Source organism: Mesorhizobium sp. M0340, from assembly GCF_040321535.1.
In the GTDB taxonomy this organism is placed as follows: domain Bacteria; phylum Pseudomonadota; class Alphaproteobacteria; order Rhizobiales; family Rhizobiaceae; genus Mesorhizobium.
Window position 1 is genome coordinate 130,430 of the sequence record NZ_JAMYRR010000012.1, and the last position, 12,922, is coordinate 143,351.

Genomic DNA, 12,922 nt, shown 5'->3' on the forward strand with positions numbered 1-12,922 from the left:
CGTCACGGCGCTTGGTCCCCAACGACATCGTCCTCGCCGTCGCCCTCCCCGCTCGCCAGCCCGGCTGGAATATCGCCGGCCAGCAGCTTCTCCTTCGACAGCAGCCCTGCGTCCTCAAGCGCCTCGAAATCCGGTAGCTGGCGCAGCGTGTCGAGCCCGAACTGCGAGAGAAAAGTTTTCGTCGTCACATAAGTATAGGGCGCGCCAGGTTGCGGCGAGCGCGGACCCGAAGCGATAAGATCCTGCGCGCGCAGCACGCCGATCAGGTCGCGCGACACCTCCTTGCCGAAGAAAGAAGACAGCTCGCCACGCGTGATCGGCTGGAAGTATGCAATGCACATCAGCACGAGCGCCTCCGACTGCGACAGTTCTTTCGGCCCCTGCCCCGCGGCCGTGCCGAAGGCTGCGTGAATGGCATCGCCAAAAACCTTTCTGGTCCGGTGCTGCCAGCCGCCAGCGACTGACACCAGCTCATAGGGGCGGCCGGCGAGTTCGGCGCGGATGTCATCGATGATCAGCTCGAGATTGCAATTTCTCCCAACAACCCGCGCCAGCACCTCTCGCTGCACCGGTTCATTTGCGGCAAAGATCGCCGCTTCGACGCGTCCCATCCACTCGCGCCAGCGCAATTCCGCCGGCAGATGTTCCAGCTCGGTGTCGAGCAACGCCGGCTGATCGTTTGCCTTGCGGCGGGCGGACGCTTCGCTCATCGCTAAAGTCCAAACAGGCGGAAGGTGGGGCGGCCGGACAGCTCACGCACGGCGTCGAGCTGTTGCAGCCGCTCGAACAGGCGGCGCGCCGCAAACCGCGACAGGTTTTTCGTCGTCAGCGAGCCCGAGACGGCGTCTTCACTGAGCAGCAGAAAGATCACGTCGCCGGCGCCTTTGGCGCGCAGTTTTGGTGCCGCCGCCAGCAGCTTTTCGGCGCGGCGCAACAGCTCGGTCGCCAACCGGCAGGCCTCCGTCGCAGCATGAACCAGCGCAATGCAGACCGCGCGCTCAAACCCCTTTTCGCCGGGCCGGATCCGTTTGCCGCCGCCGGCCTCGCCGCGAAAAGCCGGACCAAAGGCCTGAGCCAGCAGCAGCGGCAGCGGCCGCGGCCAGCGCAGGTTTTGCGCCAGTACCAGGTCGGCGAGCCACCAGGCAAAAAGCTCGGCATCGGGCCGCATGGCAACGACGTGAGCGGCGATCGCTGCCGCGGCGAACGGCGCCGGCCGCCCCGAGCGCGCCAGGTCGTCGATGTGTTCACAAAGCGCGGTCAGCGCCTCGACGTCTCGATGGAGACCCAGTTGCTCGGTGACCCGTGCCAGGCGATCGACAGCGGCGGCTGGCGGCATGAGCGCGAGCTGCCGCCAAGCGCCGAAGATGGCGCCGGCAGGACCAGGATCGGCTCCAGCCGGGCGCAGGTGCCACGCGTCGCGCAGGGCGGCCTCATCCTCCGCGCGCCCGGCCAGCCGCATGCTGGCGGCGGCGCATTTCAGCGCCAGCCGCTGGCGCCAGGCGCCGGACCAGGCAGGCTGCGCGCGGGCGAGGCTATCGAGCGAAGCCAAGGCGGCGCCGGCCTGGAAAGCGGCGTCGGCGTCGCAAGCGTTACGGCCGGGCGCGAGCGCCCAGGCCGGAAGGGCAGGGGGCGCGGCTGGGGCGGCGGTCGCGGGATTGAGGCGAATCATGATTTCGAGGGTAAAGCGCCGGTGCGCTTTGCGCTAGAATTTTCGCGCCAAAACGCACAACCTGTCGGCGTAATAAAACGAACGATAATTGCATTATCGTTCGTGTTTGTCATTACGTTAGAAATGGCCGCTGTCGCCCGCGGTTCAACGGTCGCAGGAGAGTGTCAGCGACCTTTTTGAAAACTGGTGGTCATTAAAGGAGGTTGGACGATCACGGTGCACGGGCATCTGCCACAGACGCTTTCAACCCTGCGGGCGCAAGTCTGTCACCGGCCGGTAGAAGATCACACGCACCGACGGAACAAGCTGGTTGAGGTAATCGAAATCCCCAACATTGCCGGTCAGGACCGTCGCGCCCAGCAGACCGGCCTGGTGAAAGATCAGCGCATCGTTGAGGAAGCGGCGTGCATGGCCCTCCCCTTTCGGCAGACGGCTCAGCCGGAACAGCAGGCCGGCAAGCATGCCGGCGCGTCCCCAGGCGGTGGCGTCGGGTGCATGCAGCCGGTGCACTGGAATGTCTTCAATCGTGCCTGCAACCACTTTCAGGACCGACTTCGTCGTGGGGTGCGCTGGGTCGAGCCGGCCGAACAGGTGGCTGAGCTCGGCAAGGCAGACGGCCGAGTGCTGACAGAGCCTATAGATCAGAAGGTCATCGACCACTTTGGGCGTGCGCCCCTGAAGGACATCCAGATAGACGCTCGTGTCGAGAAGCAATGCACCGCCGACAGGCGGCTGGTCCCCTGCCCAGGACAGAGCGGAATCCGGCCGCCGTTCCAGCCCGCCGGCACGCCGCTGTGGTTTGAGGGAACGCAGTGCGCTCCCGAGATCAAACGCCAAGATCAATGTCTGCGGAGATGCTGCCCTTGCGGCGGACGAGCTGGGCGCCAAAATCGTCCTCGAGGGCCAGCCGCGACAAGGCGAGCTCCAGCAGTTCAGTGTCGGAGGTCACATGAGCGCGCTTTTTTGCCGCCTCGATCAATTCCGACGGCACCCTCCCGGAAAGGCGTGTGTTCTTGGCCGCGCCGAGAAGGCCGACCGCCCTCGCCTGCTCAAGCACCAGACGGTTCCGGGTGTGGGCGATCCGCTCCTCGCTTTCGGCTGCCGTTGCGCCACGTACGCTCATCCTGGATTCTCCTGTTGAACGAAACATAAGGGATGTTGAACATGAAGGCAAGGATCGGCACTGAGAAAGAGGGCCCTAGGAGGGTCAACACTGGATCGGACATGGTCCGTCGCCCGGTCATGCTAAAGCACGACCCAGCGTGTGGTCGTACGCGACCGGCGCAAATCTCGGGAGCTACTGGTCAAGCACCTCGCGGTGGACAGTTGGGCGCTTTGGTCGCACGTTGGGGCTCTCAGAATCGCACCACTGTGACATTCAAATGATCGAGAGTTTCGATGGGCAGTCCCCGTAATTTCATGACGCCCATCGACGCGGTCGACACCAGCGACCTGCCTGACATTGTCGACGTCGTCATGGAAATGGGGCATCCGGATGAGGCTCCCGCTCCTCCCACGCAGGTCCTCGACTCGCGACGAGCATCACTGCCTGCCCATCTCGAAAAGCTGGCCGACCGCGCGCGCGATTACGTCGAGGCGGCGAGTTCGGCAAACACCCGTCGCGCCTATGCCGCCGACTGGAAGCATTTTTGCGCCTGGTGCCGGCGCCAGGCGTTTGATCCGCTGCCGCCAGATCCACAAGTCGTCGGCCTCTACATCACGGCCCAGGCCTCAGGATCGGAACGGGACAAAAAGTCTGTGTCGACCATTGAGCGCCGCCTGTCGTCGCTGACCTGGAACTATACGCAACGCGGTCAACCGCTCGACCGGAAGGACCGGCATATCGCCACCGTGCTCGCCGGCATCCGCAATAAACACGCCTCCCCTCCCCGTCAAAAGGAAGCCATCCTGCGCGACGATCTTGTCGCCATGCTGGAAACGCTCGATCGTGGCACGCTGCGCGGTCTGCGCGGCCGCGCCATGTTGCTTTTGGGCTTCGCCGGCGGCTTGCGCCGCTCCGAAATCGTGGGCCTCGATGTTGCGCGCGATCAAACCGAGGACGGCTGCGGCTGGATTGAATTTTTCCCGGACAAGGGCGTGCTGGTTACGCTGCGAGGCAAGACCGGCTGGCGCGAGGTCGAGATTGGCCGCGGCTCGTCCGATGCCACCTGCCCGGTCGTCGCCCTGCAGACCTGGCTGAAGCTGGCCCGCATCGCGCATGGCCCCCTCTTCCGCCGCGTCACGGGGCAGGGCAAAGCTGTGGGCGCCGAGCGGCTCAACGATCAGGAGGTGGCGCGGCTGGTCAAACGCGCGGCCTTGGCCGCCGGCGTGCGCGGTGATCTTTCCGAGGGCGAGCGCGGCCAAAAGTTTTCCGGCCATTCGCTGCGCGCTGGCCTCGCCTCCTCTGCCGAGGTTGACGAGCGCTACGTGCAGAAGCAGCTTGGTCACGCCTCGGCAGAGATGACACGCAAATACCAGCGCCGGCGCGATCGCTTCCGCGTCAATCTAACTAAGGCGTCAGGATTGTAGAGTGCGGTACGCCCCCCAGCCGCAGGTGCCTCTGGATGCGCCAATCCACCCCGGCGCCACAGATCCAACCATCAAGTTGATGGGTTTCTAAGGTTTATTGGTGCGGGCGCAAGCCTCCAACTTGAAGAGCTGTTCCCAGCTGGGAACTCAAAATACGGGTTGTGCGAGAAGTTGCTTCTCGATGAGTTCTCCAGGATCCTTCGCCGACACTTGGACTAGCCCCCGAGGGAAGTTGCCTGGCGACTGCAGGAGCCTCTTGCTCGACGCTGGAGGAAAGTGCGCGTGGACAGGACGCCCACGTGCCAAACGGTGCTGATTGCTGTCAAATCGCGTGGGACGCCTGGCGATAGATCCTAGCCGCTGAGTTGCCATTCGCGAGAGTCGCTCGGCCCGGAAGGAATGCCTCGTTGCAGGGTAGGGGCCGTGGGGCGTCTAACTTGTCTGCCTGGGGGCGTTCACCGAAGTGACATCGGAAGCGGCGCGGCATGGCTGCATTACAAACACAACCCATCGTCCCCGACGCAAAGGATGGTGACTTCCCTAGGACTGCGCGAGCTCAGTGCCTCCGTCACAACGGGAATTTCGCCGCCGCGCCAAAGTGGGGGGAGGGGGTATCTCTCCATGCGCCGAAACCTACCTGCGCTTTTGTAGGTCGCTCGCGGCCGTACGCGGAAGCCAGAGGCCAACCGGTACACCAACGTCGACTATCTACGAGAACAAAACGGGCAACGGGGCCCGCCCGTGCCCCCATGCTGCGTAACCAACTTCATAGCTGTCTTTTTCAATGCCTGATGCGCAACTTTGACGGCACAGGGAAGCCAGCGATAGCGAAAAGTTCCCAGCTGGGAACTGCCCTGTGTCCATTTGCTCGAATTCTCCGAATCGGGCATACCTCCAGTAACGGACAAACCGCGTAATTCGAAAAGTTGGCGTAGTTGGCGTGGCGTTAACAGCTTGTTAACCACAGTCGCTATCAATAGGCGCTGGGTGCAAGAGGAGAATCTGGGTGACGCGGCATCTAAGTAGCCTTCAGTTCATGAATACCTTTTCGACGAAACTCGAGAAGGCACTCAACAATCTTTCGCTGGCTCAGTATCCTCCAGATGCGATTCGTACGATGCGCAAATTCACTTCGACGGAAGTGGCAGCATTGCTAGGAGTGACTGAAGCTTACATACGGCAGGTCTCCTTAAAAGGGCAGGGGCCTGAGCCAGAGACAACGACCACCGGAAAGCGCTTATATTCTGTGGAGCAGGTGCTGGACCTTCGGATGCACCTGGCGGAAAAGGCACGGAAGAAATGGATCAATCCTCGTCGTGTTAAAGGCGAGGATTGCCAGATCATCGCGATCACGAACTTCAAAGGTGGATCGTCCAAGACAGCGACCACTATTCACTTGGGTCATTGGTTGGCACTACGTGGATATCGCGTTCTCGCAGTCGACATGGATCCCCAGGCGTCGTTGACAAGTCTGCAAGGAGCGTTACCCGGATTTGACTACCGAGAAGGTGACACCCTTTACTCAGCGATTCGGTTTGATGATCCGGTGCCAACGGAAAAGATTATTCATCAGACGCATATCATCGGATTCGACGTCATCTGCGCCGGTCTTGAGCTGACAGAATTCGAGACGGCCGTCACCCTTGAGATGCGCAAGAGCGGTGGAACCAGTTTTCTGCTTCGAGTGTCACAGGCGCTCGAACAGATCGTCGATAACTACGACATCGTCCTTCTCGACTGTGCGCCGTCACTCAATTTCCTGACACTTTCGTCGCTCACTGCCGCTACCGGAGTCCTAATCCCAGTTCCAGCGCACATGCTCGATGTCGACTCCACAGGGAAGTTTTTGGAGCTGGCCGCATCTTATATGCAAATCCTGGATGAGGCTGGTGCAGGCGCACGTTGGGATTTCGCCAAATTCCTCATCACAAAGTTTGAGGCCAACGACCACCCGCAAGCCAACATGCAGGCCCTAATGCGCCAAGTGTTTGGCGAGGATTTACTTCTGAATTCAGTCTCCAAATCCACTGCGGTTGCGGACGCTCTCACTTGGAAGCAGAGCCTCTATGAAGTGCAACGATCGAGGTTTTCGGCACCTAAAACTTATGATCGTGCAATCGAATCGATCAATGCCGCGAACGCGGAAATAGAAAGCCTCATCACAATGGCATGGAGGCGTGAACAGTGAGCCGTAAAGATTCTAAGGGCATGTTTGCTGCTGTTTTGGGGCAACTCGGGGAGGACAATTCGGAGGAGGGCGTCAGCCGCCGCACGTCATCGCCGCACCTGATGAAGGTGGCGGCTGGTGTTCGCCAAATGCAAGAGCGTAGCGATATCGCCGACAAGTTACTGAAGTCAGGCGAACAGATCATTGAACTCGATCCCGACAAAATACGGCCGTCGTCTATTACCGATCGATATGATGACGCCTACGAGATTTCCGCCATTGCTGAGATCACTGAATCCATGCGGGAGCGCGGTCAGATTGTGCCTGGACTGGTTCGGCCAGTACAAGGCAAGGATGGCGAGTTTCAAATCGTCTATGGTCGCAGAAGATTAGCGGCAGCTAAGCAGCTTGGGATCGGATTCAAAGCGGCCGTCCGCGAGTTAACTGATGAACAAGCAGTCATTTTCCAAGGCGAAGAAAACACCGCTCGAGAGGATCTTTCATACATTGAGAAGTGCGCTTTTGCGCTTGCGCAGCAGGAAGCGGGATACAAACGGGACACCATCTGCGCTTCGCTGTCGACAGGAAAATCGCATGTCTCCGAGATGATCAAAATCGCCTCATCGGTCGACAAGGAGATACTGCAATCGATTGGTAAAGCTCCCGGGATTGGTCGAGGACGATGGCAGGAATTCTCGAACCGCTATTCCATAGACGGCTTACCCGCAAAAGCTTTCGATCTTATTCGCAAAAACAAATTCCGCGAGGCAACGTCCGACGACAGATTCATTATTCTGCTTGAGACGCTTCCATCGGATCATAATGCGATCAAAGAACCTGCGGGTCCGGCCAAGCCATCAAAGCCCAAGATTGCTATGAAATCCTGGGCTGCTCCAGACAAAACAGTCAGCGTCAGCCTCAAAGACAACGGAAAAACTACCATGATTGCGGTGGGAGAGGCTGAAGGATCGCGTTTCGCAGCGTTTATCGCCGGACAACTGGACGACCTGTTTGAGGCCTTTCGGAAGTCCATCACGAAACAAGGAGTCTGAAACCGCAAAAGAAAAAGGCCCCCGAACGGCAAGCCGTGGAAGCCTCTCTCTGAACTAAGCACTCTGAGAATCGCATCTCCACGAATCACTGTCAAGAGTCATTGGCGTCGTTTTGGCGAGCAGGTTTCTTTTGCCTAATCGAGGGTGAAAGAAAATGGAGACGAATATTGCGACGACGCCCTTTGGGCGGCGGCCGATGACGCTTGGCATGATTTCAAGCCAAGTCACCGCAAGGGCCGTGCCGAAGGACGCGATCGTCCACAAATGGCATGTCTTCCAAGATATCAAGGATGCCAGGATCGCTCTGGGCGCCACTGATCGCGCTTTGGCTATTCTCGACGCGCTGTTGTCGTTCCATCCGGACACGGCACTTTATGGCGACAGTGAACTGGTTGTATGGCCATCCAACGAGCAGCTGATCCGCCGCGCCAATGGCATGCCCCCAACGACCTTACGGCGACACCTGGCCGTTCTGGTCGAGTGTGGATTGATCATCCGTCGGGACAGCCCAAACGGCAAGCGCTTCGCCCGGAAAGGGCAGGCGGGCGAGATCGAGCAAGCCTATGGCTTTGACATCTCGCCGATCGTGGCGCGCGCTGAGGAGTTCAAGGATCTTGCGGAAGCGGTCAGATCTGAGAAGAAGGCCTTTCGTCTCGTTAAGGAGCGGCTAACCATATGCCGCCGTGACATCGTCAAGATGATCGACGCGGGGATTGAGGAAGGCGTTCCGGCGAACTGGGGCAGGGTCCAGCAGGCCTACCAGGCGATTGTTGGTCAGATACCACGCACTGCACCTAGGCAGACTCTCGAGGTGATTGCCGAAGAACTTGAAGGCCTTTGGGCTGAAGTGCGTGAAGCATTGGAATCATTTGTAAAAACACAGAAAGTGGACGCCAATGAGTCCCAAAATGGGCGCCACATACAGAATTCAAAACCAGACTCTAAATTTGAATCTGAAAGCGGCTCAGGAAATAAAGATGAAGCGGGCGGAAACGTTGCGGACACCGACAACGTACGGAGCCTACCGAAACGCGAACTGCCGCTAGGGATCGTGCTGGATGCCTGCCCGAACATGCTTTGGCTGGTGAAGGGCGGCGGCGGAATCCGCAACTGGCGTGAATTTCTGGCCGCGGCCGAGGTTGCCCGACCGTCCATGGGCGTCAGCCCGAGCGCCTGGGAGGAAGCGCGAACGGCAATGGGTGAGCAGCAGGCGGCAATTTCCATTGCCGCGATCTACCAGCGGCAGGACCAGATCAACAGCGCCGGCGGCTATTTGCGCAGCCTGACAGATCGAGCAAAGGTCGGAAAGTTCTCGGTCTGGCCGATGGTGATGGCCTTGTTGCGGGCCAAGCTTGACGCGTCGAAAATGACCGGAACCGGAGCTGAAGCCGCTGCCGTCGATTTGGAGATGGCGGGCAAGGTCGTGCGCACCGAATCCCGGCTGGAAATCAGCAATGCGTTGCGCCGCAGCCTCGACAAGCCGGGGCGCGGATCATGATGAGGTGGGCGGGTTTCGATCCGCTTTATGAGCTTGGGCGGGTCGCTGCGGCGCTTGTCGGGACGAGCGTCTTATGCGAGCATCGAAGGTATGAGAAAAGAACATGACCCGCAACCGACGCCCGATGAAACCGCCGGGATGGTGTGGTGGAATTCGCTTACCGAATCCGATCGTGCGGCTTGGCTGGCGCGGGCCGGCAGCGCCGTTCCAGCTGATGCCTGGGCCGCGTACAAGCGGCTCGGGAACGTTGAGCGTCAGCCACAGACCGTAAACTGAGGACTGTTCTGCAGCGGGATGGCGGTCAGTTCGCAGGTAGTTCGGCGACGAGTCCAAGCCGTCGGGCTCGATCGAGCAGGTTCTTGACTGAGGAGGCAGACCATTTTGCGCTTCCTCGTGGGGTTCGCTCATGCAGACGCTCGAGCTGGCCAGCGATGTCGCGGAGCGACAGGTTTGGGTTAGACTGCGAAATCCCTGCCACGAGAGTCATCAGGCGATCTTCGGGAGACAGAGGAGACGCCCGCTTTAGCAGTGTGGAGTCGGCCAGGTGCTCTGTGACGAGCCACCTCACTGCCCGCCGCAGTCGTTCAGGCGTCCAGTCGAGGCCGCGCTGCTTCAAGACCCGAACGATGTCGTCCCAGTTGTGGTCGGGTCGCATCCGGCGGACCGTCGGAAGCCACTGGTTCATCGTTGATTGTAGCCGTCGGCCATAGGCTGCCTTTTGTACCGCTGTCATCTTCGCCAGGGCTTCGGGCCTGCGCTCCCGGATACCAGGATTGCCTGGCAGCCGCCCCTTCGATCGTGCAGCGATAATGCCGGCCTTGGTCCGCTCTGAAATCAGCGCACGCTCGAGTTGGGCAACGGCGCCGAGTACCTGTAGCGAAAACATGCCCTGTGGCGTCGACGTGTCGATCGGATCTCGGAGAGATCGGAAATGCGCGCCCTTCTCAGTCAGATCCTCGATCACCTGAAGAAGATGGCTTACCGAGCGCGCGAGGCGATCGAGGCGCACCACGACCAGGACATCGCCGGCGCCGATATCGCTCATCAACCGCAGTAGGGCAGGGCGAGCTCTTGAGGCCCCGGATCCATGTTCCTGAACGACCACGTCGCAGCCAGCCGACCGCAGCTCAATTTCCTGCGCTTCCGTCGCTTGTTCGTCCGTCGACACGCGCGCGTACCCGATTTGTCGGCCCTGTGGTCGTCCGGAGCGTCGATCTTGCGCTTCACGGGCCATTTGCGGCGTCTCTCAGCTTAGGAAAGGGCGTTTGTACAAACACCGAAGATATCAACAAACGATCGTTTGTAAACGTCTCTAGTGGCCCTTTGGGTAGCTCCTACGGCTTCGATGAGGCTGAAAATCAACCATTTCTAGCCTCCTGACCGCCCCAGGGCGTGGTGCTGTACAGTCCCGATATGAGGTCATTATCGATAGTGAGCTTTCTTGCCGAAGATATCGCCTGTGACTGTCGCTTTTATTTCCCGATTTCAATTGAAGTCGTAAGCTGAAGTTCAGTACCGCCGTTTACACCTTACGGCTTCAAGCGCGGGGAGGGGACCTTCAGAGCCTTTGGTGAGGTCGACGCGGAACCGATCGCGCCACCGCCGATCTCGCCCTGCGGCTTCGTAAGGGCGAGACGTGCCGGAGTCGTGCTTCCGAAGATCAGTTCGCAGCTGGCCGAATGCCGCTCGATCCCGCGCGCGTCTGTAGCTCGTCCGTTTACGCGCGCATGGCCGCTCAGGCGTCACTGTGGTCGACGGAAGGACGATTGTGAGTCTCGCGAGCCATTTGCAGTGCCCGAGTCTCGCAGCTTGTGCCCCATCCACGAATTGACTATTTTGCATGACTATGAGTGAGCATCTGGCCTTGGTTCTGACGACAGTGAACGCGCCCTACAGCGAACAGCTCGACGGGGTGGCGCTGGCTCATTGTCTTTCGGATCTAGATCTGGCGAAGCAGTATCCTGGGCAGGTCAGTGCCTTCCTTGGAGAAGTACCGGTCGAGCAGCAGATGGAGTTCGCCGCCGCGCACCAGATAGCGGTTGATGATCTGAAGGCTTTCGCGGCCCATTTCTCTGCCTGGTCCGGCGAGAGCTATCAACTCGCTGCCTGATGATCGAGGTCCATAGCCGTCGTCCGTCCGAATGGCGGCGGCTTTTCGCCATTGCTGCCGATCTGATCGACCAGCTCCGGGAGAAGGCCGGAGGTTTTGAATTCGAATGGTCGTTTGGCGGCGGCACGGCGATGATGATCCACATCAACCATCGCGAAAGCCACGACGTCGATATCTTCCTCGACGACCCTCAGCTACTCGGCTTCATTGACCCATCCAAGAGCCAACTGAGCTTCAGCACGGGTCCTGCCGCATATGACGGCGACGGGACGAGGTTTCAGAAATTCGCGTTCGAGGGCTTGGGCGAGATTGACTTCATCGTGGCCGGGGCCTTGACCGGGACACCTTTCGAAAAGCGAGAGGTAGAAGGTCGTTCGGTATGGCTTGAGACCATTCCCGAGATCATTGCCAAGAAGGTTTATTACCGAGGCGCGGAGCCCAGACCGCGGGACATCTTCGATATCGCAGCCGCCGCGCGATCGCATCGAGCCGGCGTTGTCGGAGCCCTCCGGGCATTTCCGGATCGTGTCGCTCGAACAAGGGAGCGGCTTGCAGAGCTGAATCCGGAGTTCGTCAGACGGACGATTGCACAGCTCATGATCATGCCAGACTACGAGGAGATGGCTGCTGATAGCCTTGCCACTGCAACAGCCCTGCTCGAAGAGGTGCTGTCGCCAGCGACATCATCCTGACCAACGCCGGCAGCCGGCTTCAAGCGGGGGAGGGGCTTTCAGAGCCCAGACGCCTTGGTGAGATTGACGCGGAACCGATCCCGCCGCCGCTGATATTTGCGCGTCATCTCGGCCGAGGCGTGGCCAAGCTGCTTCTGGACGTAACGCTCCTCGATGTCGGCCGAGGAGGCAAGGCCGGCGCGCAGCGAATGTCCTGAGAACAGCAGTTTCCGTTCCCCTTCCGGAAGATCCGAGCGGACGCCGGCGGCGAGTGCGGTCTGCTTGACCAGGCGCGCGACATGCTTGTCGGAGAGCCGCTCGACGTCGACGGTCTTGTTGTCCTTGAAGATGCGCCGGAAGAGCGGGCCTCTCGCGATGCGGCCGAAGCGGATCCAGCTCTCGAGGGCAGCGACGGGGCAGGTCTGGTCGGAGGCGCCGCGGCCGACCTCGACCTCGCGCCAGCCGGTCTTGCCGCGCAGCGTCACCAGGACGCCCTGGTCAGGAAAAATCTCGATCCAGCCGGCGCCGTCGCTGTGGTTGCCATCGAGATGGTCGTCGCGCGCGACGTCGAGGCCGACGATTTCCGAGCGCCGCAGCCCGCCGGCGAAGCCAAGCAGCAAAATAGCGCGGTCGCGCAGGCCGCGCAGATCATGGCCGAGCGTCGCGATCATGGCGATGAGATCGTCGCCGAGCACGGCCTCTTTTTGCCGCGGTGGCTTTGCGTGCTTGCGGCGAATGCCGGCGAGCACGGTGGCAATATGCCGATCGGCGCGATCCATTGGCACGCCGCGCTGGGTAAAGTTCCAGGCAAGACCGGAGAGGCGCCGCTCGATCGTCGCGACAGAAAGTGGGGGGAGGCCGCGTCTCGGATCCCCGGCGGCGCAGGCGCCAATATAGAGGCCGATGACCTGGCTCGACGGCGGCATCGGATCGAATCCCTCCCGGCGGCACCAGCTGGTGAAATGCCGCCAATCCTTGGCGTAAGCGTCTCTCGTGTTGTCGGAGCTGGCCGCCTTGGCGTAGGCCGTCGCGGTCTCGACGAGGGCTTCCAGACGCGCCGGCGCCCGCGAGGCGGGGGGTGAGGAGCCCATTTCCAGCACAAGGTCGACGATGTCGGGCAAATCGTCGTGGGTCGGTTCGTCGGTTATGGCCCTGTTTTCCGGGGGATTTTGCATGATTTGGGAGGCTATCAGAATACGTCCGATAAGGCAAGCTTATCGGACATA

At 60.5% G+C, this 12,922-nt stretch carries 12 protein-coding genes; 6 read left to right on the plus strand and 6 right to left on the minus strand.

Features of this window, described 5'->3' with window-relative positions:
• Positions 1–2: 2 nt before the first annotated feature.
• The 4 genes from scpB to NKI79_RS18775 all read right to left on the minus strand — a co-directional run bounded on the left by scpB (position 3) and on the right by NKI79_RS18775 (position 2,792).
• Positions 3–710 carry an SMC-Scp complex subunit ScpB gene (scpB, locus tag NKI79_RS18760; protein WP_352620119.1) on the minus strand — a complete coding sequence of 236 codons (708 nt, stop codon included), beginning with the start codon at positions 708–710 and terminating at the stop codon, positions 3–5.
• Between the two features lie 2 nt (positions 711–712).
• Positions 713–1,669 (minus strand): DUF1403 family protein, encoded by a 957-nt coding sequence (locus NKI79_RS18765; protein WP_352620118.1) that lies wholly within the window; start codon positions 1,667–1,669, stop codon positions 713–715.
• Positions 1,670–1,912: 243 nt separating this feature from the next.
• Positions 1,913–2,506 (minus strand): type II toxin-antitoxin system VapC family toxin, encoded by a 594-nt coding sequence (locus tag NKI79_RS18770; protein WP_352620117.1) that lies wholly within the window; start codon positions 2,504–2,506, stop codon positions 1,913–1,915.
• Positions 2,496–2,792: a hypothetical protein gene (locus tag NKI79_RS18775; RefSeq protein WP_352468047.1), complete on the minus strand. Its 297-nt coding sequence runs from the start codon at positions 2,790–2,792 to the stop codon at positions 2,496–2,498. Before NKI79_RS18775 ends, NKI79_RS18770 begins: the two co-directional genes overlap by 11 nt.
• A 275-nt stretch (positions 2,793–3,067) precedes the next feature.
• Here NKI79_RS18775 and NKI79_RS18780 point away from each other — a divergent pair, with 275 nt between their 5' ends.
• The 4 genes from NKI79_RS18780 to repC all read left to right on the plus strand — a co-directional run bounded on the left by NKI79_RS18780 (position 3,068) and on the right by repC (position 8,915).
• On the plus strand, positions 3,068–4,198 hold the full coding sequence (locus NKI79_RS18780) for a site-specific integrase (protein ID WP_051409794.1): 1,131 nt from the start codon (positions 3,068–3,070) through the stop codon (positions 4,196–4,198).
• Between the two features lie 1,006 nt (positions 4,199–5,204).
• On the plus strand, positions 5,205–6,386 hold the full coding sequence (gene repA / locus NKI79_RS18785) for a plasmid partitioning protein RepA (RefSeq protein ID WP_023749471.1): 1,182 nt from the start codon (positions 5,205–5,207) through the stop codon (positions 6,384–6,386).
• Positions 6,383–7,417: a plasmid partitioning protein RepB gene (gene repB / locus NKI79_RS18790; RefSeq protein WP_352620116.1), complete on the plus strand. Its 1,035-nt coding sequence runs from the start codon at positions 6,383–6,385 to the stop codon at positions 7,415–7,417. The genes repA and repB overlap by 4 nt, the downstream gene beginning before the upstream one ends.
• A 154-nt stretch (positions 7,418–7,571) precedes the next feature.
• Entirely contained in the window at positions 7,572–8,915 is a 1,344-nt protein-coding gene (gene repC, locus NKI79_RS18795) for a plasmid replication protein RepC (RefSeq protein ID WP_023723128.1), read from the plus strand.
• 301 nt (positions 8,916–9,216) lie between these two features.
• On the opposite strand, the gene NKI79_RS18800 is transcribed toward repC, so the two are convergent.
• Positions 9,217–10,149, minus strand: coding sequence for a recombinase family protein (locus NKI79_RS18800; RefSeq protein WP_031195486.1), 933 nt, complete (start codon positions 10,147–10,149; stop codon positions 9,217–9,219).
• Between the two features lie 606 nt (positions 10,150–10,755).
• On the opposite strand from NKI79_RS18800, the gene NKI79_RS18805 reads away from it, so the two are divergent.
• Complete coding sequence (locus tag NKI79_RS18805; protein ID WP_023723130.1) at positions 10,756–11,025, plus strand: hypothetical protein; 270 nt, start codon at positions 10,756–10,758, stop codon at positions 11,023–11,025.
• Positions 11,025–11,717 (plus strand): nucleotidyl transferase AbiEii/AbiGii toxin family protein, encoded by a 693-nt coding sequence (locus NKI79_RS18810; protein ID WP_023723131.1) that lies wholly within the window; start codon positions 11,025–11,027, stop codon positions 11,715–11,717. The genes NKI79_RS18805 and NKI79_RS18810 overlap by 1 nt, the downstream gene beginning before the upstream one ends.
• A 38-nt stretch (positions 11,718–11,755) precedes the next feature.
• Here NKI79_RS18810 and NKI79_RS18815 read toward each other — a convergent pair whose 3' ends face one another.
• On the minus strand, positions 11,756–12,871 hold the full coding sequence (locus NKI79_RS18815; protein WP_023723132.1) for a tyrosine-type recombinase/integrase: 1,116 nt from the start codon (positions 12,869–12,871) through the stop codon (positions 11,756–11,758).
• Positions 12,872–12,922: the final 51 nt, after the last annotated feature.